Below are 24059 nucleotides of genomic sequence, written 5' to 3'. Positions count from 1 at the left end.
ATCAAGGCAGCTGATCTCAGACTGACAGGTTTCCCCATGGCTTCGCGCGCATACAGCATTCCCAACCTCCTCACTTATGGCCGGATTCTCGCTGTTCCGGTCATTGTCCTTTGCTTTTACGTTGAAGGAAAACTGGAGAGTTCGGATTTTGCGCGCTGGACGGCACTGTGGCTGTTCATCATCGCCTCGCTGACCGATTTCCTCGACGGTTATCTGGCACGCATCTGGAACCAGACGTCGAATATCGGCCGCATGCTGGACCCGATCGCTGACAAGCTGCTGGTCGCATCCGTCCTGCTTCTGATGGCGGCCGACGGCACCATTGCCGGCTGGTCGCTCTGGGCGGCCATCACCATTCTCTGCCGTGAAATTCTTGTTTCCGGCCTGCGCGAATATCTGGCGGCGCTGAAGGTCAGCGTTCCCGTCACCCGCATCGCCAAATGGAAGACCACCATCCAGATGGTCGCCATCGCTTTCCTGCTCGCGGGTCCTGCCGGCGACAAGGTTCTGCCATACACGACCGAGATGGGCATCACGCTTCTCTGGCTGGCCGCAGCGCTCACCATGTATACCGGTTATGATTACTTCAAGGCTGGCCTCAAGCACATCGTGGACGAAGAATGATGACACGGATCGTTTATTTCGCCTGGGTTCGCGAGAAGATCGGCACGGATGAAGAGGAGCTGGACCTCCCTTCCTCCATCACTACGGCCGGCGAGCTGATTGCCTGGCTTGCGACGCGCGGTGAAAATTACGAGGCTGCCTTCGAATTTCCCAATGTCATCCGCGTTGCGGTCAATCAGGAACACGTCGAGCATGATGAAAGCATCGTCGGCGCGCGCGAGATCGGCATATTCCCACCGATGACGGGGGGATGAGCGAATGCAGCCGACCGTCCGTGTCCAGGCAGAGGATTTCGACGCTGCGGAAGAAACCCGCCGTCTGACGGAAGGTGACAGGAGCATCGGCGCGGTTGTCGCCTTCACCGGGCTCTGCCGGGATGATGGCGGCACGCTCGCGGCGCTGGAACTGGAACATTATCCCGGCATGGCGGAAGCGGAAATGACGCGCATCGCCAAGCTCGCGATGGAACGCTTCGGCCTGCTTGGCCTCACCGCCATCCATCGCCACGGCAAGATCGCCACGGGCGAAAATATCGTCCTCGTCATCGCCGCTTCATCGCATCGACAGGCAGCCTTCGATGGCGCGAATTTCGTGATGGACTACTTGAAAACATCCGCGCCGTTCTGGAAAAAGGAACATGGCAAGGATGGAACGGCGGGCGAGTGGGTTGCGGCAAAGACAACCGACGATACCGCCAGGGAAAAGTGGCGATAACGCCTTGTTCTTCCCGCATGGTCCGGTGGAAGCGGGCACCGCTTTCGTCAATGCCCTAAGGCGCTTCAACCCTGCTGCGCATGATAACCAGCCAGCCGACCAGCATCGCGAGGACCATCGCATCCCGCCAGGCGGCCGGTCCGTAACCGACCCAGAAAGTTTCTGCAAAACCGACAGCGGCGGCTCCCAGCCCACAGATGAGCGGACTGGCATAACCGCCTGCCGCAGAAATCAGCACCACCTTCAGGCCAAAGACCAGACCGGCCCCGAAATCCATGGTGCCGTAATAAAATGTGGCCAGCACGCCCGCAATGGCGGCGACGAGACCCGCCGCGCAATAGGACATGAGAAATATCCGGCCTGCATTTACCCCGCATAAGGCTGCAGCAAAAGCATCGTCCGACACTGCCTTCCAGCGCCTGCCGAAAGCGGAGCGGCCAAGATAAAACGATCCGGCGAGAATGATCAGGCTGAAGGCCATCGTATTCAGCATTTGCATCGGCGTCAGCGTCACGGCGAAGCCGCCATCGGCCCAGAAACGTATCGGCTCCGACAAAAGCGGCGGGAGCCATAATTGCCGTGTATCGGCGGCCAGCCTTGCACTTTCCGTCAGCGCTATCAACACCCCGATGGAAGCGACCGTCACCGCGTTGGGAGAGGCTTTCGCTAACGGCCGCATCACCACCCTGCCGATGAAACCCGCCGCCCACAGCCCGCCGAACAGGCCCGCCCCTGCCCCTAGCGCCAATGTCGCCGGCAGAACAAGCCACAGGCGGTTCCAGCCGAAATCGGCAAAAAGCAGGCATGTCTGGCCAGCAAAGGCGAATATGGCGCCATAGGTGACATCGGCGCGTCTGGTGACTGAAAAGGCGACGGCATAACCAAAGGCCAGAGCCGCATAAAGCGCGGCGACCGGCACGGCATTCAGCAATTGTTGCATGAAATAGGCCAAACGCATCCTCCCGCTGTGATTATAACTATTAAAACCTGTTTTGATAGTTATAATGTGCGGCATGACCTTTCGCTGGACAGAACATCGTTTCGCGGGCGGCGCATTGGCGCTGGATGTTGCCAACAGCGTGATCCTGCGTTCAGACGCCGCTAGATCGGTAGACCGCTTCGCCGTGGCCGGGCAGATCGCCACCTTCGCCGAAGCGGCGACACGGCTTGGTGCGGAGCGAGAAAGATTTCCCGCCCTCGTCGCGCCCGACGAAGAGAGACGGCCGGTTCTTTTCGATCTGCGCGAGGCAATCGACGATTATTTTCGCTCGTCCATCGCCGATGGCGGCGAGGACAACGGGAAACTGGCGCAGTTTCTCTTCGCTTGCAGCGCCGCCCTGCGCATGTTCCCGAAGGCAGAACATCTCGCCAATGCCACCGCCCACTCCGCACTGTCGCTGCTTGCGGACGAACCACGGCAGCGGTTGAGGATCTGCGGCAATTGCGGCTGGCTGTTCATCGACCGCAGCAGAAACAGAAGCCGGATCTGGTGCGATATGGCGGTGTGCGGCAACCGGCAGAAAGCCAGCCGGCACTATCACCGCACGAAGGAGACGCGGTCATGAAGAGAACCGGCCTGCCATTGCTGGCAATGGTGGCGATACTCACCCTTTCCGGCTGTCAGCGCGACGAACCGCGCGAGGTGGCGAAGGTTTCCGGCCGCATGTTCGTCTTCAACTATCGCGTGGCCATTGCCACCTATCTGGTGACGCTGCAGCGTATTGCCCCCATTCGCGATGGCAGCAGCGTTGAAGCAACATTCGAAAACCCTCGCGGAGGGCCCGACCTCACCACCCGCGAGAAGATTTTTCCGAAGGACGAAAGGATCACCGTTCAGAGCCGGCCGGTCGAATGTGTGAAGCAGGACCGGCCCTACAGGGTCACCGTCCGCATCAAAGGGCCGGATGGCGACATTCTGCAGACGATCGAGACCACCATCCGCTCCGATACCGACCAGTCGGCTCTCCCCGCCAAGCCGCTGGTCGTCGGCCCCCTCTATACGCCCAATCCGGAGGTGTTTAAACCTGACGGAACGACCGATATGCGGCCGGCTCAGGGGTGCCCGGCGTCGTAGGGACTGACGGAGCGAGTGCAACCTCTCCTCGTCCCTGTGCTTGTCACAGGAATGATGATGAAGGCGGGTGCGGCATCCCTTATCGCATCCAAAAACAAAAAACGGAGCCTTTCGGCTCCGCTTCTTCGAGTCTTTTCAGCGGCTTCGAGCAATCGCCTGATAGAGCGATTCAAGCCGTTGAGACTTTGAATCAGCCGACGATTTCGGTTTCGGCGAACCAATAGGCGATTTCCTGAGCGGCGGTTTCCGGAGCGTCGGAACCGTGAACGGAGTTTTCGCCGATGGAAAGCGCGAAGGTCTTGCGGATGGTGCCTTCAGCGGCCTGGGCCGGGTTGGTGGCGCCCATGATTTCGCGGTTCTTGAGGATGGCGTTTTCGCCTTCCAGAACCTGAACGATGGTCGGGCCGGAAGTCATGCCTTCAACGAGTTCGCCGAAGAAGGGGCGCTCCTTGTGGACGGCGTAGAAGCCTTCGGCTTCGCGCTTGCTCATCCAGACGCGCTTGGAGGCGACGACGCGCAGGCCGTTGTCTTCAAATACCTTGGTGATCGCGCCCGTGAGGTTACGCTTGGTTGCGTCCGGCTTGATCATCGAAAATGTGCGTTCAATCGCCATGTGTCCGTTTCCTTTTCCTTCAGAGAAAGTGGGCGGTCTTTACCCGCCCAAAGGCCCGAAAACAAGGGGGATCAATGAGATTGCGGCACTGACGGCAGACATTTCACGCCGCTGTCACACTGCGACCCCTTGCATCGTAAAGATCGAGGCACCCTTCGAACCAGTCGCGCACAGGGTCATTATCTGAAAACAGATCAGCACCGGTGGTGATCCTCGCCCATTGCAGCGCGCCAAAAACGATGTAATCCGAAAAAAGCGGGGACGTGCCGCCGATGAAGGGCTGAAAACTCAGCATCCGGCGGATGGGAGCGAGCAAAGCAGGAAAGGCGGCGATCTCGTCTTCGCGGTTGGCGACGACATCCTCGAGCGGGCGGCCAAGCGCCCTTGTCCGGCTTTCGCGAAAATAACGACGATCCGGCTCATCCAGCATATTGTGGATGTCCAGCACGGCGATACGGACGATGGCCGGATGCAGCTGGGTTTGGGACCAGCTTTCGACAAAGCGCGCCATGGCCTTGCCGCCCTCCCCATCGAACAATGACGGCCGCTCCGGGTAGGCCTCGTCCAGATAAAGGGCAATCTCGAAACTGTCGCTCACCAGCCGGTCGCCGTCCCGCAGGATCGGCACCGTCTTCGAAAAACCATCCTCCACGGTCGGGATGACGGTGAAGGGCAACGGACGCTCTTCGAAATCCAGTCCCTTATGCGCCAACGAAAACACGGTTTTCCAGCAATGGGGGGAAAATGGCCTGGAGACATCGCTTCCGCAGAGCGAATAGAGGGTTCGGGAATTCGTCATGGGCTGCACCTTCTCTGCAATAACGGCCAAGCGATATAAAATCGGCGGGAGCCGGAAATCAAATCAGCATTTGTCATGTTATCAATCAAAGGACGTTTGAAAGGTTCCGTTCGCCAAGGGCCGAAATAAAACCTGGAAGTGATGAATTTCGCTCGCTGGTTTAGCCAATTTTAAGCCGTCTCGCCTATGATTTGGCCATTCAGAAAACGGTTATTTCGTTCGATTGATAAGACCATCGATACTGGAGCTGACAGCGATGACATCTGCTGGCGATAAAAAACGCGAACAGGCGAGAAGTAGTCTTGTCCTTACCAAGGTCGCGCAGTTCATCGCCAGGATGAATATTGCACCATTGCCGCGCAATTACGAATTGATCTATGAAATATTGTCGGGCCATAACCCGGCCATGGGCCGAGACATCCTGGCGCTCGGTAATGCGCCGCAACAGCACGAGATCGATCTGGTTGGCCAGAGGCACAATTTGCCCGGCTTCTCCCGCATCGAAGCGGAACAGATGGCCAGCGAGGCCTTTGGAACGCTGAAACAGATTTCCGCAAGGCTGGAAGCTGGCCAGAGGCGCACGGAAGCCTTCATCGGACGCCTTGGCGAAGACGAAACTGTTGGGTCCCCGGCCACCGATCGCGTCGCCCGATTGCTGGACGACATCCACGAGGAACAGACCAGCCTAAGGCATTTCATCTCCATGGGGCTGATGAAAATACATGACGTCGAAAGGCGGCGCGCCGAACTGCAGGCCGGTTCCCTGCGCGACGTGCTGACGGCGCTGCCCAACCGGGCGGCTTTCCTCGAAAAACTCGGAGAGCTTTTTGCCGGAGACAGGGCCGCCTCCGCGACATCGCTGATGCTCCTCAATATCGACCATTTCCGCGAGATCAACGCCAAATACGGCCCCGCCGCCGGAGACAAGGCCCTGCGGCGGCTTGCTGGGCTCTTTCGCAAGACGATCAAGAAGGATGATTTTGTCGCCCGCATCGGCGGCAACGAATTTGCTTTCCTGTTTGCAGGCGTTGCGCAAAACACGGCTGAGGCGATCGCTGAACGTCTGCGGCAAAGCGTCGAAGCCTTGCGCTTCGTGACGAGTGAGGGCGGCGGCGAGCATCTGACGGTTTCAATCGGCGTCGCCTCGGTGGACGGCACCGCAACGCCCGCGGAATTCTTCAGCCAGGCTGAATTGGCCCTGCTTTGCGCCCGGTGCGGCACCCGCAACTGCGTCGTCGGTTATTGCAGGGACCTCGCGCAGCACAATCGCGACAGCTATCTCGCGCAGTTGGGTTGCTAGGACATTTCGGCAAGCCTTCAGGATGGGCTTATATCCGGAAAACGAGCTGCCATCCCGCGCCTTGTCCCCGTTTGCCGCCTCTTCATTTCCGACCTCATAACTGCCGCGGTGTGGCGTGCCTGCTCTTGCCTTGGTCACACAGTTCGGCCAAAACGACGCCATGATTACGATTACCGATCTTTCGGCCCGCATCGCCGGGCGTCTGCTCCTTGACCACGCCAGCGTGACGCTTCCCGCCGGTGTGAAGGCGGGCCTCGTCGGCCGCAACGGTGCCGGCAAATCCACCCTTTTCCGCATCATCACCGGCGATCTCGCGGCAGAGGGCGGTTCGGTGACCATTCCGAAACAGGCCCGCATCGGCCAGGTGGCGCAGGAAGCGCCGGGCACGGAGGAATCTCTCATCTCCATCGTGCTTTCCGCTGACAAGGAGCGCAGCGCGCTTTTAGCGGAGGCGGAGACCGCAACCGATCCGCATCGTATCGCAGAGATCCAGATGCGGCTTGTCGATATCGATGCCCATTCGGCGGAAGCGCGTGCATCGAGCATTCTTGCCGGTCTCGGTTTCGATCATGAAGCGCAACTCCGCCCAGCCTCCTCCTTTTCAGGCGGCTGGCGCATGCGTGTGGCGCTCGCCTCGGTGCTGTTTGCCGAGCCCGATCTGCTGCTGCTCGATGAGCCGACCAACTATCTCGACCTTGAGGGCACGCTGTGGCTGGAAGAATATATCCGCCGCTATCCGCACACTGTCATTATCATCAGCCATGATCGCGATCTGCTGAACAACGCCGTCAATTCCATCGTGCATCTCGACCAGAAGAAGCTGGCCTTTTATCGCGGCGGCTACGATCAGTTCGAGCGGCAGAAGGCCGAGGCCGACGAATTGCAGATGAAAGCCAAGGCGAAAAACGACGCCGCGCGCAAACACCTGCAGAGCTTCATCGACCGTTTCCGCGCCAAGGCCACCAAGGCCCGTCAGGCGCAGAGCCGCATCAAGGCCCTGGAGCGCATGGGCACCGTCGCCGCCGTGATCGAAGATCATGTGCAGCCGATCACGTTTCCTGAGCCGGAGAAACAGCCGGCCTCGCCGATCGTTGCCATCAATGGCGGCGCGGTCGGCTATGAACCGGGCAAGTCCATTCTGAAACACCTCAACCTGCGCATCGACAATGACGACCGCATTGCGCTGCTCGGCTCCAACGGCAACGGCAAATCCACTTTTGCGAAGTTCATTTCCGGCCGTCTCGCCCCGCAGGCGGGTGATCTTCGCGTCGCGCCCGGCCTCAAGATCGGCTTCTTCGCGCAGCATCAGCTCGACGATCTGGTGCCGGATGAAACCCCGGTCGAACATGTGCGCAAGCTGATGCCGCTGGCACCGGAGGCGCAGGTGCGGTCACGCGTGGCGCAGATGGGGCTTGCGACTGAAAAGATGGCGACGGCTGCCAAAGACCTTTCCGGTGGCGAAAAGGCTCGCCTGCTGATGGGCCTTGCGGCCTTCCACGCACCCAACCTCTTGATCCTCGACGAACCGACCAACCATCTCGATATCGACAGCCGCCGGGCGCTGATCGAGGCGCTGAATGATTATAATGGCGCGGTGATCCTCATTTCCCACGACCGCCATCTTATTGAGGCGACCGTTGACCGGCTGTGGTTGGTGGCCGACGGGACGGTCAAGACGTTCGAAGGCGACATGGAGGAATATCGCGATCTCGTCGTTTCCTCCGGTAAAAAGAAGGACGACAAGAGCGACACCGTTGCCGATCAGGCTTCCAAGGCCGATCAGCGCAAGGCAAGCGCGGAAAAGCGTGCCCAACTCGCGCCGTTGAAGAAAAAGATCAACGAAATCGAATCCCTGACGGCAAAGCTTGAGAAACTGATTCAGACGCTCGACACCGAACTGGCCGACCCGGCGCTATATGAAAAAGCCCCTGCCAAAGCCGCTCAGAAAGTCAAGGAGCGTGGCGAAGCCGCTGCCAGGCTATCGGATGCGGAAGAGCAATGGCTGATGCTTTCCAGTGAATACGAGGAAGCAATGGCCGGCTGATGCGCGACGGCACAGGAGCGGCGGCCTCTTGCGAAGCCGCCGTATCGCATTGACGAAACTTACTTCGCGCCGATCGTGTTCAGACCTTCACGCGCACATTCGGCATCGATTGCACCCGACGGCGCGCCTCCAACGCCAATACCGCCGACGAGCGCGTCGCCGATCTTGATCGGCAGCCCGCCTGCCTGAATGACCATGCGCTCATCCATGTTGCGGAGGCCATCATTGGCGGGCTTGGAGGCGATGAATTCGGCAATCTCGCCAATATCACGGCCGAGCGATGCGGCAGCGAATGCCTTGCCGGTGGCGCTGGAGACCGTGTGCGGAGCCGAACCATCTGCTTTCAGGACCGTCTTTACGGCGCCGTCGCGGGCGACGATGGCAACGGTGACAGCGTTGCCCTTGGCCGAGCAGGCCTGAAGTGCTGCACTGGCCGCCTTTTCCGCCAATTCAAGTGGCAGGTAAGGTGCGGTCGGCAGCGTCTGCGCCAGGGCGACCGAAGGAGCGAGCAGAGTGGAAACAACGAGAAGGTTGCGGATCATGAAAAGGTCCTCTTGCTTGATGAGGACTGCAGTTTAAGCGGATGGCGTTGAGCCGCGAATCCGTAAGACTTTCCGGCTGCTCGGTAGTTCTACCGATCCGCACCCGCTTCCAGCCAAAGCCTTGTCATTTCCGCCTGCGAGGTTGTGCCGAGCTTCAGGCCAATGGCGGCGCGATGGCTGTCCACCGTGCGTGGCGACAGACCAAGTCCGTCTGCGATCTGGCGCGAAGTAAAACCGAGCGCGATGCGTTCAAGTATCTCCCGCTCCCGCGCGGTCAGCAGCGACAGGAGCGCCAAATTCTCCGCCTGCAGCGCTTTTGCGTCAAGCGTGCGGGCCAATATCCGGTGCGCTTTCTGGATCGCGTCGATGAGATCCTGTTCGTCGACCGGCTTGGAGAGAAAATCCACCGCCCCATTATGGAAGGCCCGGCGGCAGGCTTCGATGTTGCCGTGACCGGAAATGATGATGACCGGCCAGTCTATCCCCTCTTCCGTCAGTTTCTCCTGCAATTTCAATCCGGTTATGGCGGGCATGCGAATATCGAGGATCAGGCAGCCCGGCTCGAGGGCGGCAAGCTGGCTGAGAAACGCCACGGGATCAGCAAAGCCCTTCGCCTTTATGCCGACGGTGGAGAGAAGCAGGATGAGCGCCTTGCGCACGGCGTCATCGTCATCAACCAGATAGACGGGCAGCGTCATGGGTCCCGTGCCTCCGGTGCAAGCGGTAGGACAACCCGGAAATGGGCACCATTCTCACTCGCGACGTATCGGATTTCACCGCTGGCGCGTTCCACCAGCCTCTGGCTGAGGGCAAGCCCCAGCCCCATTCCGTTGCTTTTCGTGGTGGTGAAAGGTGTGAACAACCGGTCGCGCAGCTCGGGCGCTACGCCGGGGCCGTTATCGGCAACATCGAGAACGGCGAAATCACCGTTCCGGCTCAATCTTGCCGTGATCGCACGTCTGCCTTCAATGGCAGTGAGTGCGTCAAGCGCGTTGCGCAGCAAATTGAACATGACCTGTTCTATTTCGACGGGATCGACCCGCACCGGAAGCGGCACTTCCGGCATCGCGATATCAATGCTGGCCTCATGCCGGGCCGCTTCGCCGGCAAGCAGCGCATCGACATTGCGCAGGGCGGCGCGCAGGTCATGCGCAGCGACCGGCTGGCGGTGCGGCAGCGACCAGTTGCGGAACCGGTCGAGCATATTCGCGGCGCACCGCGCCTGATCGATCATATCGTCGAGAGCGCCGGAAAGAGCCGTGACATTCTGACGGGCAAGCAGCCGCCTCCCCGCCTGCGCCTGCGCCAATATCGCCGTCAGGGGCTGCGTAAGCTCGTGGGCAAGGCCGCTCGCCATTTCTCCGAGAGCGTTAACCCGCGAGGCGTGGGTCAGTCTCGCTTCCATGCCGCTCAGTTCGGCCCGTCTTTCGGCGGCGCGCATGCGCGTCCTCTGTCTTGTCATGACGATACAGAGCAAGAAAACGACGCTTGCGCCAGCCACGCCCGCCAGCAGGGCGCGGCCGGGCAAAAGGTCCCGCCAGGTGATTGCGAGCGCGACTTCCAGTGTCAGCGGCTGGCTGGCGCTGCTGAGCTGCCGGACATATTGCGGCGCTTCCGGCATCGTGGGTGGGCCGAGAAGGACTGTCCCGCCAGGCATTTTAAGACGGATCACCGCCTGTTTTTCCGACCAGAACGCAGCGTCGGACGCGAGAAGCCGCCCGGCATCGACGGCAAGCACCAGCACCTTCGAGGCCGACCCGCTATTGGGGCTGCGCTTGACGATCATGTAATGGCCCGGTCTGAGATCGCTCGCCACCAGAGCCGGCCGGCCGGTAAAGACCGATGCCGCCTCGCGGATCGTCGCTGCCAGCTCGCTCTCCAGCGGCCGTGTGCCGACAACAGGCCCCGCCTCGTTGAGGGAAACCAGCTGGACCTCGTCAATACGCGGGTAAAATTGCAGAATGGGTGCCGCGACATCGAGCAAGAGGCGATAATCCGCCCCCTGCTGCGCCTGCGCCACCGCCGAAAGCGCCGTTACATGGGCATCATGCTGATCGGCCCGGCGGGATGCCTCAGCCTGCAACGCATCGCTCTGCCGTGCCAATTCGCCGAGCAGGCTGACATATTGATAAGCCGCCAGTGCGGACACGACGGCTGCCATAAGCAGGGCCCAGACCAGAAACAACTTGAGAAACGGCCGCCCCGTCAGCGGCCACGGCGCGTGCGCCATGCGCCGGCTGCCTGAAAGGGAATGGGCGGTGGCATCAAGTGAGCGGCCGGCCGCAGCATCGCCCCTGGCCGCTTCGTTCAGTCGGCGCTCGACCGGCGTTCCGGGCATGTCGTTCCATGCATCGTTTTTTTCAAGCATCGGCTCGCCCGCATGACCGACAGAGCGGATCATGACATTCGTTCAACAGGTGACTTTTCTCAGCACAGACAGTGAAAACATTCAATCCGGCCCCAGCCGAATTTACCCCTGATCATCATTGGCGCGGGAAGATGTGAGCGGCGCCCTTGGCGCTAGGCACACGCCCTGCGGGACTGCAGCCGTGCGAGCGGCACGGCAGGGGAATAAAGATAACCCTGCCCGAAGCGAATGCCCATCTGCATGAGAAGCCTGCTCTGCTCCTCGGTTTCTATACCTTCCGTCACCAGCTTAGCGCCATAACGCTCCGCGCTCTCGAAGGCGAGCGCAATGGCCTCCCGGAACCGCGATTGATCCAGCCTCGACGTCATCCAGTGATCGATCTTGACCTCTTCAAACGGGAACCGCGCCAGCAAAGTGAGCGCGGCATAACCGGTCCCGAAATCATCGAGCGCCAGTCGCACGCCGGCGGCGAACAGCGCATCGAAATTCTGCTGCACGACGTCGTTGGTCGGAATCCTGCTCATCTCCGTCACTTCGATCGCCAGGCGATGCGCCGGCACCGCCATTTCCTGCAGCAGCGCCGCGACCCGGTCAGCAAAGTGCACGGTTGCAAAGGACGAAGCGGAAATATTCACCGCGAGATGAAAATCCGCATCGAGATCATGTAGATCGCGAAGGTCGTGCACCACGGCTTCGATCGTCGACCATTCGAATTCCGCCAGCAACCGATGACGTTCGGCGATCTCCAGCACGTAATAGGGCGAAAGCGCCTGCCCCCGCGCATCGACCGCGCGCAGCAGCGCCTCAGCACCGATCATGCGGCGATTGCGCATTTCGAATTTCGGCTGATAGCAAATGGGCGGCCTGCCGGATTTGATCCAGTTGACGAGCATCTGCCGCACGGTCTCGTCCCGTGTCGCCTTCTCGGCAAAGGAAAAGGGGAAAATCTGCACGGGATGATCGCTTCCCTTGAGCGCCAGGCTGAGATGTCTGAAGAACGAGGCCACGTTCTGCCGGGAAAGCCTGTCCAGACTTGCAGCGCCTATTTTGAGATGCGGTACCGGCCCCGCTTCCGCCGAGCGGCAAAAGGTGCTCAACCCCTCATGCAGATGCATCATGAGTTTTGTACCTTCGGACTTCTCCAGCGAAATCTCCCGCATGACAACTGCAAGTGTCGTATCGCCGAACATGAAGCTGCAAGGTGCATGGGCGCTGCACAGCAGGCCGTATTCCCCATCGCAGATTTCCCGCGCCAGCCTGGGCCAGAAAATATCGCTCCAGTCCTCCCCCTCGCAGGCGGCGACATCGGCAATATTGACGATCTCGATCAGAACGAGGGCGTGCGAAACGGCCGGCTCCTGCCGCATGACCGTTTCCATATGGTCCTTGAGGGCGCGCCTGTTGGGCAGTCCGGTCAATGAATCCGTCCGCGCCGCCAACTCGCGTTTCTTTGCCTCGTCGCGCGCGCGCCTCGCTGCGCAGCAGGATGAACAGGCAGACGATCATCGGCAGGCCAACGGCGACAGCTCCCAGCGTTCGGCGGCCTATTGCGCTCAAGAACAGCGTCTGGTCGATCAGACCAAACACGAACGAGATTGTGATGGCAAGCAGCGCGGCCATGAATCTGACGGCGAAGACGGTGAGAATATCCCGAGTTCCCAGATCGGCGAGGCGTCGGTCGCGCATCCAGCCATACATGATGATGCCGCAGGCCGAAATGACGACCATGTCCTGCAGGGCCGCAAAAAACAGCACGGGGCCGCCGAACACGAAACGCCCGGCCGCGACGAGGGACAGGCTGATAAGCCCGCCCTGCCATGAGCCCAGCACCCCCGCGAGAAACAGCAGATCGGAGCGGATGTAAGGCTTGGAGGGCAGCTTGATGAATTCGGAAACAAGCAGCGTCAGCAGAAAACCTGTCATTCCGAAGACGAGGCCATAGTAGATTTTATAGCGGGGATCCTCGAGGGCGATGTTCCGCCGCAGAAGGATCAGCACGGACACCATGCCAACCACCGCGGCCGCCTGAAGCAGCAGGAATGGAAGTTCGGTAGCGGACGCTGCCGCTTGTGCGGCGATCAATTCCATCATCTGCATTCCCCGATTATTATGTGTTCTTGCCCCGGAATTCCGGTGGCCGGCCTTCAACAATCCCGCTTGCGCGAGGCAAAATTTATGGCGCCGCCAAGCCATCAGCCCTATCCGGACATCATGGCCTCGACCCCGTACAGCTCCGCCGGCATTCCCATATGCCCGGAGGCCAGCACCAGCCGGTCGCGGCCCTGGCGTTTTGCCTCGTAAAGCGCCATATCGGCCCGGTTCACCATCTCGTATATGATTTCCCTGCCGTCGCCGGAAACGGCAATGCCGAGGCTGACGGTGACGATTTTCTGTCTGTCTGGACGGTTGAGATGGGGGATGGCCTCGTCGATTACGGCCAGTCTCAGTCTTTCGCCAATGGCAAGCGCAGCGGAAGCGGTACAATCGGCAAGCAGAACGACAAATTCTTCCCCACCGTAACGGGCTATGAAACTTCTGTCGCCATCGTCCCTGCGCAGGGCGCCACGCAGCCTGCCGGCAATCCTGCGCAGGCAGTCATCGCCGGCGACGTGGCCTTCTGCGTCATTGTAGTTCTTGAAATAATCGACATCGAGAAGGATGAGCGCCCGCGGCCGGCCGCTACCGACCGATGCCTCGTTCGCCGCCTCGTCGAAGCTGCGGCGATTGCGAATTCCGGTGAGCTGGTCGGTATTGGAAAGCTGCTGAAGCTCGTGATTTGCACTTTGAATCCGCTGCAGCATGGTCTTCTCCCGCAGAGAGGCCAGATAGTCCTTTCTTTCCACCTGCTCGATGCGGTAGGCCGCAAACAGCGAGACGGCGCTGATGCCAGCGGAACACATGATGGCCGGTAGCTTGGCCACCTCGCTCGTGACCGTGACATATTCCATGCCGACGATGAAAACCGCCATGCAGCCAACCGTGCCCATGACCGCAAGCGGAAACGGTTTGCGATGTATCGTATTCATATAAAGGACGACGGTGACGATACCCACGTAATATTCGCTCGCCGACGAGGTTTGCGCATTGGCATAGATGAACATGATCGAGGCGACGACCAACATGCAACCCAGCCCGTGCAGGACCTCATGCGCCACGCCGTCCGGCCGCATCCTGATCGCATAATATCGGGCGGGAAAATAAAGAAAGAGAAGCGGTGTGATGATCATCAGGCGGACTGTCAGATCCAGCCAGATGATTTCCGGCACCAGACTGATGTCCACGAATACGTAGAGATTGTAGAGGATGATGCCGAAGATCAATCCGTATGTATTGAATTGCCGGCTGCTTTCGTTGACTTTCTGAACGAAGCCAGACAGACGGTCAGCCTTGAATAAAACCACCACGACCCGCTCTTTAAAATATACTCAAGTTAAAAATACATAAAACTCTAACAAAATGAGAATATACCTAAAAAATTGGATTAAGACAGCCCGGCCATCGAAAACATCACTGAAAATTACAAAGAAATATTTTCATGATCAACCATTACACGATCGATAATGTGTATCGAAAGTTTCCGTGAAGTCATCGGCTGGAAAAGACGCGTCGCGCCGAAACGATCACCTTGCTCCTGCGGGCGTTTCTGCTAAAAACCTGTAAAAATCACACTTTATCTTAGGCAGCACTCACACACGGGTTCCACTTCATGTCAGCCACCAAGCTTGCCATCGTCGGCGTCGGCAAAATCGTTCGCGACCAGCATCTTCCCGCCATTGCAGGCAATCCGGATTTTGAATTGATCTGCACCGCAAGCCGCCATGGCACGGTGGATGGCGTCGCATCCTACGGCACCATCGAGGCGATGCTCGAGGCCGTACCCGATATCAACGCCGTCTCTCTGTGCATGCCGCCGCAATATCGTTATGAGGCAGCCTATGCGGCACTGAATGCCGGCAAGCACGTCTTCCTCGAAAAACCGCCGGGCGCGACGCTTTCGGAGGTACAGGATCTCGTCCGCCTCGCGGATTCTAAAGGCCTGTCACTGTTTGCAAGCTGGCATTCGCGTTATGCACCTGGCGTCGAGGCTGCCAAGGCGTTTCTAGCCTCCACGACGATCAACAGCGTTCATGTGATCTGGAAAGAAGATGTGCGCCACTGGCATCCGAACCAGGAATGGATCTGGCAGGCGGGTGGTCTCGGCGTGTTCGATCCCGGCATCAATGCGCTTTCCATCATCACCCATATCCTGCCGCGCGCGCTGTTCCTGACCAGGGCGACGCTTGAATTCCCGGAAAACCGCGACGCGCCGATCGCGGCCGACCTGCATTTCTCGGACGTGACAAAAATGCCCGTCCATGCCGAGTTCGACTGGCGTCAGACCGGCAAGCAGAGCTGGGACATCGTGGCCGAGACCGCCGCGGGGCGGATGGTGCTTTCGGAAGGCGGGGCGAAGCTTTCGATCAATGGTGAGGAAAAACTATCCCAGCCGGAACGGGAATATCCGGCCCTTTACGAGCGCTTCGCCGAGATCATCAAGTCAGGCCGCTCGGACGTCGATCTTGCGCCGCTGACCCATGTGGCCGATGCTTTCCTGCTCGGCCGCCACAAATTCGTGGATTCTTTCTACGACTGAGCAGCGAAACGCTTCTCAAGGCAATCTTTCAGAGGGCGCGGCTGACAAACCGGTCGCGCCCCGATTTTTTGGCCTGATACAGGGCTTCATCGACGCTCCGCAGCAGCGTCGCGCGATCCGCGCCCGCCTGCGGCGCGATGGCGCCGCCGATGCTGAGGCGCGCAAGCACGCTCTCACCCTCTACATGAAACGGTTGCCGAAACGCGTGGAGCAGTTTTTCCGCAAGGCCACTGATGAGCATGGATGAATCCGGACGCGGCACGAATATTGCGAATTCGTCGCCCCCCATGCGCACCACCACGTCATCTTCTCTTACAGCATCGCGGATTCGGGTGGATGCCTCGACCAGCACCCTGTCTCCTGCCGCATGGCCAAGCGTGTCATTGATGGTCTTGAAGCCGTCGAGATCGAGATAGAGAACACCGAAAGTGTCCTTCTCGCAAAGCGCGGCGCCAAGTTCCAGATCAACGATCGCGTCCAGAGCCTTGCGATTATAAAAGCCCGTAAGCGGATCAGTCATGGCCGCATCGCGCAGTTCCCGGGCGGCAAGGCTCATGGTGAAGTTCGCTTTCTGCAATCTCAAAAGCGCGCCCGCGAGTGTCGCAAAATACTGGAGATTATCGACCTCCGCAGCGGTGTACTCCCGAACGTGCGGGTCGAGCAGACAAAAAGTCCCGACCACCAGACCCGGTTCGAGTTCGATCGGGGCGCCTGCGTAGGACCGCAGGTCGGGCGCGCCCTTTACATAAGGCAAAGAGCCGAATTCAGGATGAGCGCTCAGATCCGTAACAGTCAGAATATTCTGCGTGACGACCACACGGTCGCAGATCGCAATGTCACGGGGGCATTCCTGGAACTGCAGCCCTGCCTGCTCGGCAATGTGGAGCCAGTCCTCATCCAGAATATGCACGGCCGCGCGTGCCACCCCGAATACGCCCTGCGCCAGTTGCGAGATCGCCTTCAATTCAGCGGTTTCCGCATTCTTGAAAGCCACAACGGACCGCACTGCTACCAGTCGTTCCAGCTCCAGATCCGGTCGTGGCATCATCTGTCCCATCGCATATCCCCTCTGTCTGCTGATAACGCGTCTGAAAGCGTACATGTTGCATGCGTTCATAAAACAACCGCCACGGGCGACACCACATGCGATTTCTTACCGGCCATTTTCCCGTTGCAAAGGTAGTCAGACGGGGGACGGGTCATGCCTTTTTCTGCCAGCGCCCTTCCGGCGATTGCTGCCAGTAGGTCAGCGAATGCCCCTCCGTTTTCAGCCTTTTCCAGTGGTTTCGCGCCATTTCGGTTTGGTAGGCATCGTATCCGTCGAACATGAAGACGATGCGTTCATAAGCCTCCACTGCCGGGGGCTCGGCGCCATCGACGAGAAAACGAACACTCGCTGCGTTGGCGTTCCCGTCCGATGCCGTCAGGAGAATCGGCTGGTTTTGCGGTACTGGCGAAGTGTCGGTGGCGTGCGGAAGGAAGCTGTCGTCGCGGAACGTCCAGAGATGCGTGTCGAGGAAGTCCCGGCGCTCCTCGCCCACTGTCTGGACCGCGACCTTCCAGCCGCGTTCCAGCGATTTCTCGAGCAAGGGCGGCAGCGCGTCCTCCAGCTTCGATTCCGTCAGGTGATAGAACAGAATTTCAGTCATGCGCTGGCGTGCCGCTCCGCTCGTCTCAATCTTCGTAATGGGCGCGAACGAGTTCATTCAGAAGACGCACGCCGTAACCCGATCCCCAGGACTGGTTGATCTCGGTCAGCGGCGAGCCCATGGCTGTCCCGGCGATATCGAGATGCGCCCACGGTGTTTCACCCACGAAGCGCTTGAGGAACTGCGCAGCGGTGACGGAGCCCGCCAGGCGGCCCGAGCTGTTTTTCATGTCGGCAAATTTGGAATCGATGATCTTGTCGTAATCCTTGTGGAGCGGCATGCGCCACAGTTTTTCAGCCGTCACCTCGCCGGCCTGCGAAAGCCGCGTTGCCAGTTCATCGTCGTTGGAGAACAATCCGGCCTGCAGATTGCCGAGCGCCACGGTGATCGCGCCCGTCAGTGTTGCGAGATTGATCATGAATTTCGGATTGAAACGCTCCTTGGTGTACCAGAGCGCATCGGCCAGAACCAGCCGTCCTTCGGCGTCGGTATTGATGATCTCGATGGTCTGGCCGGACATGGAAGTCACGATGTCGCCGGGGCGCTGGGCGTTGCCATCAGGCATGTTCTCGACAAGGCCGATGACACCGATAACGTTTGCCTTGGCCTTGCGGGCCGCAAGCGCATGCATCAAGCCGGTTACGGCTGCAGCACCACCCATGTCACCCTTCATGTCTTCCATGTTGAGGCCGGGCTTCAGCGAAATGCCGCCAGTATCGAAAACGACCCCCTTGCCGACAAAGGCAACGGGTTCATCCTTTTTGGAGCCGCCGTTCCATTGCATGACCGCAAGCCGCGGCGGACGGGCCGAACCCTGCGCCACGCCGAGAAGGGCATTCATGCCAAGCTTCTTCAGTTCCTTTTCGCCAAGGACCTCCACCTCGACGCCGAGTTTGCGCAACTCTTCCGCCTTTTCGGCGAATTCGACCGGGCCGAGAACGTTCGGAGGGAGGTTGACGAGATCGCGCGCCAGTATAACGCCGCCCGCAACCGCCTCGGAGACGGCAAAAGCCTTTTCCGCATCCTGATGGGCGGCCGTGACGATGATGATCTCCACCTTCTTCGGCGTCTTTTCGTCCTCGGACTTTTTCTTGGTCTTGTATGCATCGAAGCTGTAGGCGCGCAGCAGAAGACCAAGCGCGAAATCCGCCGCCGCCTGAGCGCCAACCTCTACGCCCGGCGCATCGAGATAGACAACGACCTTGTCCGCCTTCTTGAAATGGGCAGCCGCCGTACCGCCGGCACGCAGCCAGTCATGGGCGACCAGCTTCGACGGCTTTCCGATTCCGATGACCAGCAGCCGGTCGGCAGCGGAACCCTGCGGCGCGATGACATCGAGCGTCGTCATGGATTTTGCGGAAAAGCCCGCGATCTTCGCCGCCCTTTCGATCACACCAGCCGGATCGGCTTCGGAAGCACCGGCGACGGCCTTCGCGTCACCCGAGGCCTGCAGCATCACGGCCAGGGCATTTTCCAGCGAGGCGGAATTGGCGAAAGATATATCGAATTTGGCGGACATGTTTTCCTGCTCTTCTTCTACGACTTGCACGATGCGCATGATCATGGCCTTTTCGGCCCCGGGCGCAACCCCGCATTCTTTAAAGCCCCACAGCCGTTAAAGGAAATGCATTTTTAGTGAATGCGAACTCCCGTCATGAAACCGACAGCTTGTTCCACAAAAAGACACAGGCGGCGGAAAAATTGTCGCGCAAAACATATTTGTGAGCCTGCCGGAATAGCCAATTGCAAACGATGCGATTAGATAGGCGGAAACTCGGCGAGCGATCGCAGGGAAAAACAATGTCGAACAGGGCCGTATGAAGCTTCTCGAGAACTATATCCTGCGGCGGACAACGCAGATGTTTCTGGTCGCGCTGTTGCCGGTGCTGGCCATCATCTGGACCATCCAGGTTCTCCAGAGAATCAATCTCGTGACCGATACGGGCCAGTCGATGGGTTCCTTCATGGCGCTCGCGACGATGATCCTGCCGACGCTCATTCCCGTCGTGCTGCCTTTCGCGCTCGTCATCGGCATCACCCAGATTTTCACGACGATGAACAATGATTCCGAGCTCGCGATCATCGATGCGGCCGGATCTCCGCGTTCGATCATGTATCGCCCGGTTCTCATTCTGGCCGCCGTCCTGAGCGCGCTTTCCTTCACCATCACCAATTTCGTCGAGCCGCCTGCCCGCAGTTCGGCGCGACAGATGGTGGCTGCGGCCTATGCCGACCTTCTCTCCTCCGTGATCGAGGAAAAGACGTTCCGTACCATCCAAGACGGCCTTTACGTGCAGATTGCCCAACGGCAGGGTCGTATTCTCAAGGGACTGTTCGTTGCCGACCGCCGCGATCCGAATTTCGATCTCATTTATTATGCCAAGGAAGGCATGATCGACGAAAGCGGTACGTCGCTCACCATGCGCGACGGCGAGGTGCAGCAGAAGACGCCTGACGGCAAGGTCTCGATCGTCAAGTTCCTGTCCTATGCCTTCGACCTTTCGACCATGTCGGAAAAGCAGGATTCGGAGCCTTCGCTCTCTCCGGGCGACGCCAGCCTCGGTTTCCTTCTCTCGCCCGATGAAAACAATGCGAGCTACAAGCGCTCGCCGGAGACGTTCCGCAGCGAATTGCACAAGCGACTGTCGGACTGGATGTTCGCCTTTTCTTTTGCGCTGATATCGCTGGTCATCGCCGCCGACGCCCGTTCGCACCGCGAGGCGCGCATGCATCCGATGGTCGCGGCGCTGGTGACGGCTTTCGTGCTTCGCTGGCTCGGTTTTTACGTTACGAACCAGGTGAAGCAGAGCGCAGCCTTCATTCCTCTGGTCTATGCCGTTCCGGGCCTCAGCGGTGCTGCGGCCGCCTTCGTGCTGATCACCGGCCGTAAACCGAAAATGCCGAGGATGGTAACCGATGCGGCGGGCCGGTTGCGCCGTCTCTTCTCCAGCCGGCTGGCGCGCAATTCGGGGAGCGGCAACGCATGATCTTCAACACGCTCGCCCGGTACTTCCTGAAACGATATCTCATCACGGCCATCTGGTTCGTGATCGGCGTATCCTCGATCATTTACCTTGCCGACTTCAGCGAAACGGCGCGGCGCATGTCCGGCCTGCCCGGCTATTCCGTTCCGGCCGCGCTTGGCCTGACAGCGCTTCGCCTGCCGTTGATCCTGCAGCAGACCATACCATTCATTGCGCTGTTCGTCGGCATGACGACGCTGATCTCGCTCAACCGGCGCTACGAACTGGTCGTGACGCGCGCCGCCGGCATTTCCGCCTGGCAGTTCATTCTCCCCTTCGTGCTCGGCGCGGTCCTCATCGGCATCCTGTCGGTCACTGTCCTGAACCCCATCGCAGCGTGGGGCCAGAACAAGTCGCTCGCCATGGAGGCCGGTCTGCGCAACGAAGCGGGCGGCGGACGCCAGCAGCAGATCATTCCGTGGATGCGCCAGTCGAGCGGCGGCCAGGATACGATCATCGGCGCCAAGAGCTTCGAAGACAACGGAACGATGCTTCTCGACGTGGTTCTCATCGACCTCGACAAGGACGGAAACATCGTCTCACGGAAGGATGCGAAGTCGGCTAAATTGGAAGATGGTTACTGGCTTCTTAACGGCGTTTCTGAAACGCGGGCCGGACATGTGCCAGTTCGGCAAGAGAGCATGCAGATCAGTACCAATCTGAGACGGGAATTCGTCCAAGAGCGCATGACACAGACGGAAACCGTTGCTTTCTTTGACCTTTCTCACAAGATCGAAGTTGCAAAGTCCTTTGGACTATCTTCAAAGGCGCTTGAGACGCAGTATCATTTCCTGCTATCGACGCCCCTGCTTCTGGTTGCGATGACCTTGATCGCCGCGACCGTTTCATTAAAGTTCAGCCGCTTCGCCCAGTCGCGCTCCGTGATTCTGGGTGGAATCGTTTCCGGCTTCGTGCTTTATGTAGTAACCGTGCTCGTAAGGGCATTCGGGAGTGGTGGTGTTGTCCCTCCCACCGTCGCGGTCTGGGTTCCAGTCATCGTGGCGTTGGCTTTGGGGGCAACCATTCTGCTTCATCAGGAGGACGGCTAAGTGGCGGTAATTGACCGCGGGAATATCAGGCGGCTTTGGACGGCCCTTCTGACAGGTGCCGCTGTGTGCGCGTATTTGGCATCCAGCCCGGTCGCTTTCGGCCAGGATGGTTTGCTTGCGTCGGCAAGCCAAGACGATTCGAAACTCCTGCTTACAGCAAATGAACTGACCTATAACCGCGATTCCCAGCGCGTCATCGCGAAGGGCGTGGTTCGCATGAAATATTCGGGCTACCGTATGGTGGCCCAGCAAGTGGAATATAACCAGCAGACCGGTCGCGTGGTCGCCCATGGCAACATCGAGCTGATCGAGCCGGGCGGCAACAAGATCTATGCCGACGAGATGGACGTGACCGACGACTTCGGTCAGGGCTTCGTCAACGCATTGCGCGTCGAGACCACGGACAATACCCGTATTGCCGGGGAAAGCGCCGAGCGCCTTGAAGGCGACCTGATGGTCCTCAACAACGGTGTCTACACCGCGTGTCTGCCCTGCGCCGAGCGCCCGGAAAAGGCGCCGCTGTGGCAGGTAAAGGCCGAGCGCGTCATTCAGGACGGCAAGACCCATACGGTGCGGCTGGAAAAAGCACGTCTGCAGCTTTTCGGCCATTCGATCGCCTATATCCCGTTCCTGACGGTGCCGGACAATACGGTGAAGCGGAAGTCGGGCTTCCTGTTCCCGCAGATGAGCATGACCAACAAGCTCGGCTTCGGTATCGGTGTTCCCTATTTCCAGGTTCTTTCCGATACGTCCGACCTCACGGTCACACCGACCTACTACACAAAACAGGGCCTGCTTCTTCAGGCCGAGTTGCGCCAGCGTTTCGAAACCGGCATGCACACGCTGACGATCGCCGGCATCAGCCAGCAGTCCTCGGATACGTTCATTGCCGGAACGAGTGACGCGCTGAACGATCAGCGCGGCATGGTTGCCAGCAAGGGCGATTTCAGCATCAACCCGCGCTGGGCCTTCGGCTGGGACGCCATGGTGCAGTCGGATAACAATTTTTCGCGTACCTACAGCCTGAAAGGCTACAAGAACGACGTCCAGACCAATCAGATTTATCTGACAGGCACTGGCGAACGTAACAGCTTCGACGCCCGCGGTTATTACTTCAACGTTCAGGACACGGATAATTCCGAGCTCAAGGAACGTAAGCAGGCGATCGTTCATCCGGTCGTTGACTATCGTTACTTCCTGCCGGATCCGATCTATGGCGGCGAGCTCTCGCTGACCACGAACTTCACGAGCATCAGCCGTTCGACGCAGGATTCCTACGCGATGGGCGGCTTCCCGCGCTTCAACGGTCTGGAAGGCTCTTACACGCGCTGGACCACGGAAGCGGAATGGAAGCGCACCATCACGATGGATAGCGGTCTTCAGATCACGCCGATCCTTGCGGCGCGCGGCGACGCGTTGTGGACCGACATGACTGCGGCAAGCTTCACCTCCGGCGGCACATCCTATGCCTATGAAGGCATGATCCATGACGATGCTGCCTTGCGCGGCATGGTCACCGGTGGCCTTGAGGTGCGTTATCCCTGGCTGTTCACGGCTCTCAACAGCAGCCACGTGATCGAGCCCATCGCGCAAATTTTCGTGCGGCCGAACGAGCAATATTCCGGTCGTTTCCCGAACGAGGACTCACAAGCCTTTGTGTTCGACGCCACAAACCTGTTTGAGCGCGACAAATTTTCGGGCTTCGACCGGATCGAAGGCGGCACACGAGCCAATCTCGGCTTCCGTTACAACGGTACTTTCGACAATGGTTACGGTGTTCGCGCCATTGCTGGCCAGTCCTTCCATCTCGCTGGCGATAATTCCTTCGCCTCCTATGATCTTCTGAATGTCGGCGCCGATTCCGGCCTCGAATCCGATCGTTCGGATTATGTCGCCATGGCTGCATTCGATGCACCTATCGGTCTTTCGCTGTCCTCGAGCCTGCGTCTCGACAAGGACAATTTCGAAATCAACCGGTCTGAAACGGGCATCAGCTATTCGGATCGCCGCATCAACGGCAGGCTCAGCTATACGCAGGTCAAGGCGCAGCCGAAATACGGCTATAACGAAGACCGCGATATCATCCAGGCATCCGGTTCACTGCGCATGGACGATAACTGGTCGCTGTTCGGCTCGATCAACTACGATCTGAACGGCAAGTTTGCCGCCGAACGCCGGATTGGTATCGCCTATCAGGATGAATGCACGATCTTGACGGTCAGCTATTCCGACGAAGGCAACATCAACTCCAGCCGCCAGGCCGCCAATGACTGGTCGATCAATGCCCGTCTTGCCTTCCGTACCCTTGGCGATATCAGCGTCGGCTCCGCGAACGAAGACTGGAACGACATGGATATTGGCTGGAAGCCGAACAATTACTGAGTTTAAAGGCGGGCCGCACAGCATTGTGGCCTGCCTTTTTGCTATCAGACCAGTAGTAGTCACGGTTTTGCCGCAACACCGCGCCAGTGTCGACCCGGCATGACAGTATCGGGTTTCTTTCAACAAACCGACACATTGCCGTTTTGCGGATCACGATGATATATACGTGGCAAATTCGCGGTGCGGATGCATATGTGCAGGTCTGAAAGGCGGGGGAAGGCAAAATCCCTGTTACCAGACGAACA

Annotated in this window: 21 protein-coding genes and 1 pseudogene; 11 read left to right on the top strand and 11 right to left on the bottom strand. The window is 59.2% G+C overall.

Translation table 11 applies throughout. From position 1 onward, the window contains the following. The first annotated feature begins 36 nt into the window (after positions 1 to 36). From pgsA to K7A42_RS18880, 3 genes are read left to right on the top strand one after another with little or no spacing between them, the layout of a single operon-like run. The gene (gene pgsA, locus K7A42_RS18890; RefSeq protein ID WP_004441114.1) at positions 37 to 624 is read left to right on the top strand and encodes a CDP-diacylglycerol--glycerol-3-phosphate 3-phosphatidyltransferase; all 588 of its coding nucleotides are present in this window, start codon (positions 37 to 39) and stop codon (positions 622 to 624) included. Next, entirely contained in the window at positions 624 to 878 is a 255-nt protein-coding gene (moaD, locus tag K7A42_RS18885; RefSeq protein WP_006700176.1) for a molybdopterin converting factor subunit 1, read from the top strand. Before pgsA ends, moaD begins: the two co-directional genes overlap by 1 nt. Before the next feature lie 4 nt (positions 879 to 882). Then, positions 883 to 1338, top strand: a complete 456-nt coding sequence (locus tag K7A42_RS18880) for a molybdenum cofactor biosynthesis protein MoaE (protein WP_022555953.1) — start codon at positions 883 to 885, stop codon at positions 1336 to 1338. A 55-nt stretch (positions 1339 to 1393) separates the two neighbouring features. On the opposite strand, the gene K7A42_RS18875 is transcribed toward K7A42_RS18880, so the two are convergent. Further along, the gene (locus tag K7A42_RS18875) at positions 1394 to 2290 is read right to left on the bottom strand and encodes a branched-chain amino acid ABC transporter permease (RefSeq protein ID WP_282455699.1); all 897 of its coding nucleotides are present in this window, start codon (positions 2288 to 2290) and stop codon (positions 1394 to 1396) included. 52 nt (positions 2291 to 2342) lie between these two features. Here K7A42_RS18875 and K7A42_RS18870 point away from each other — a divergent pair, with 52 nt between their 5' ends. Both K7A42_RS18870 and K7A42_RS18865 read left to right on the top strand, forming a co-directional pair. Then, complete coding sequence (locus K7A42_RS18870; RefSeq protein ID WP_282455698.1) at positions 2343 to 2903, top strand: CGNR zinc finger domain-containing protein; 561 nt, start codon at positions 2343 to 2345, stop codon at positions 2901 to 2903. Beyond that, positions 2900 to 3412, top strand: coding sequence for a hypothetical protein (locus K7A42_RS18865; protein WP_282455697.1), 513 nt, complete (start codon positions 2900 to 2902; stop codon positions 3410 to 3412). Before K7A42_RS18870 ends, K7A42_RS18865 begins: the two co-directional genes overlap by 4 nt. A 190-nt stretch (positions 3413 to 3602) precedes the next feature. Here K7A42_RS18865 and ndk read toward each other — a convergent pair whose 3' ends face one another. Both ndk and K7A42_RS18855 read right to left on the bottom strand, forming a co-directional pair. Further along, on the bottom strand, positions 3603 to 4025 hold the full coding sequence (gene ndk / locus K7A42_RS18860; protein WP_003496769.1) for a nucleoside-diphosphate kinase: 423 nt from the start codon (positions 4023 to 4025) through the stop codon (positions 3603 to 3605). Positions 4026 to 4128: 103 nt separating this feature from the next. Next, positions 4129 to 4824, bottom strand: a complete 696-nt coding sequence (locus K7A42_RS18855; RefSeq protein WP_004441100.1) for a glutathione S-transferase family protein — start codon at positions 4822 to 4824, stop codon at positions 4129 to 4131. Between the two features lie 256 nt (positions 4825 to 5080). Between K7A42_RS18855 and K7A42_RS18850 the strand changes: the two genes are divergently transcribed. Together K7A42_RS18850 and K7A42_RS18845 are read left to right on the top strand one after the other, a co-directional pair. Continuing rightward, positions 5081 to 6124, top strand: a complete 1044-nt coding sequence (locus K7A42_RS18850; RefSeq protein WP_072494262.1) for a GGDEF domain-containing protein — start codon at positions 5081 to 5083, stop codon at positions 6122 to 6124. 160 nt (positions 6125 to 6284) lie between these two features. Further along, positions 6285 to 8168: an ABC-F family ATP-binding cassette domain-containing protein gene (locus K7A42_RS18845; protein ID WP_044458763.1), complete on the top strand. Its 1884-nt coding sequence runs from the start codon at positions 6285 to 6287 to the stop codon at positions 8166 to 8168. A 59-nt stretch (positions 8169 to 8227) separates the two neighbouring features. Here the strand turns inward: K7A42_RS18845 and K7A42_RS18840 are convergent, their stop codons facing one another. The 5 genes and pseudogenes from K7A42_RS18840 to K7A42_RS18820 all read right to left on the bottom strand — a co-directional run bounded on the left by K7A42_RS18840 (position 8228) and on the right by K7A42_RS18820 (position 14482). After that, positions 8228 to 8710, bottom strand: a complete 483-nt coding sequence (locus K7A42_RS18840) for a GlcG/HbpS family heme-binding protein (protein ID WP_077987776.1) — start codon at positions 8708 to 8710, stop codon at positions 8228 to 8230. A gap of 89 nt (positions 8711 to 8799) precedes the next feature. Then, a complete protein-coding gene (locus tag K7A42_RS18835; protein ID WP_004441091.1) occupies positions 8800 to 9408 on the bottom strand; it encodes a response regulator transcription factor in 609 nt (202 codons plus the stop codon). Continuing rightward, a complete protein-coding gene (locus K7A42_RS18830; protein ID WP_282455696.1) occupies positions 9405 to 11111 on the bottom strand; it encodes a sensor histidine kinase in 1707 nt (568 codons plus the stop codon). Before K7A42_RS18830 ends, K7A42_RS18835 begins: the two co-directional genes overlap by 4 nt. Before the next feature lie 119 nt (positions 11112 to 11230). Continuing rightward, positions 11231 to 13169: pseudogene (locus K7A42_RS18825) on the bottom strand (EAL domain-containing protein). A 107-nt stretch (positions 13170 to 13276) separates the two neighbouring features. Next, the gene (locus K7A42_RS18820) at positions 13277 to 14482 is read right to left on the bottom strand and encodes a GGDEF domain-containing protein (RefSeq protein WP_282455695.1); all 1206 of its coding nucleotides are present in this window, start codon (positions 14480 to 14482) and stop codon (positions 13277 to 13279) included. A 302-nt stretch (positions 14483 to 14784) separates the two neighbouring features. Here K7A42_RS18820 and K7A42_RS18815 point away from each other — a divergent pair, with 302 nt between their 5' ends. Then, complete coding sequence (locus K7A42_RS18815; RefSeq protein ID WP_004441083.1) at positions 14785 to 15711, top strand: Gfo/Idh/MocA family protein; 927 nt, start codon at positions 14785 to 14787, stop codon at positions 15709 to 15711. 28 nt (positions 15712 to 15739) lie between these two features. On the opposite strand, the gene K7A42_RS18810 is transcribed toward K7A42_RS18815, so the two are convergent. The 3 genes from K7A42_RS18810 to K7A42_RS18800 all read right to left on the bottom strand — a co-directional run bounded on the left by K7A42_RS18810 (position 15740) and on the right by K7A42_RS18800 (position 18879). Continuing rightward, positions 15740 to 16768 carry a sensor domain-containing diguanylate cyclase gene (locus K7A42_RS18810; RefSeq protein WP_004441080.1) on the bottom strand — a complete coding sequence of 343 codons (1029 nt, stop codon included), beginning with the start codon at positions 16766 to 16768 and terminating at the stop codon, positions 15740 to 15742. A gap of 142 nt (positions 16769 to 16910) precedes the next feature. Next, complete coding sequence (locus K7A42_RS18805) at positions 16911 to 17360, bottom strand: DNA polymerase III subunit chi (protein ID WP_004441079.1); 450 nt, start codon at positions 17358 to 17360, stop codon at positions 16911 to 16913. 25 nt (positions 17361 to 17385) lie between these two features. Further along, on the bottom strand, positions 17386 to 18879 hold the full coding sequence (locus tag K7A42_RS18800; protein ID WP_174151058.1) for a leucyl aminopeptidase: 1494 nt from the start codon (positions 18877 to 18879) through the stop codon (positions 17386 to 17388). A gap of 298 nt (positions 18880 to 19177) precedes the next feature. On the opposite strand from K7A42_RS18800, the gene K7A42_RS18795 reads away from it, so the two are divergent. From K7A42_RS18795 to K7A42_RS18785, 3 genes are read left to right on the top strand one after another with little or no spacing between them, the layout of a single operon-like run. Continuing rightward, positions 19178 to 20347 carry an LptF/LptG family permease gene (locus K7A42_RS18795; RefSeq protein ID WP_004441075.1) on the top strand — a complete coding sequence of 390 codons (1170 nt, stop codon included), beginning with the start codon at positions 19178 to 19180 and terminating at the stop codon, positions 20345 to 20347. Next, positions 20344 to 21432: an LPS export ABC transporter permease LptG gene (gene lptG, locus K7A42_RS18790; RefSeq protein WP_004441073.1), complete on the top strand. Its 1089-nt coding sequence runs from the start codon at positions 20344 to 20346 to the stop codon at positions 21430 to 21432. Before K7A42_RS18795 ends, lptG begins: the two co-directional genes overlap by 4 nt. Next, complete coding sequence (locus tag K7A42_RS18785; protein WP_022555938.1) at positions 21433 to 23814, top strand: LPS-assembly protein LptD; 2382 nt, start codon at positions 21433 to 21435, stop codon at positions 23812 to 23814. The last annotated feature ends 245 nt before the right edge of the window (positions 23815 to 24059 follow it).

The organism is Agrobacterium sp. InxBP2, assembly GCF_026191755.1.
GTDB classification, from domain to species: domain Bacteria; phylum Pseudomonadota; class Alphaproteobacteria; order Rhizobiales; family Rhizobiaceae; genus Agrobacterium; species Agrobacterium pusense.
Note: the sequence above shows the minus strand (reverse complement) of the source record. Positions and strands in the feature narration are given on the sequence as shown.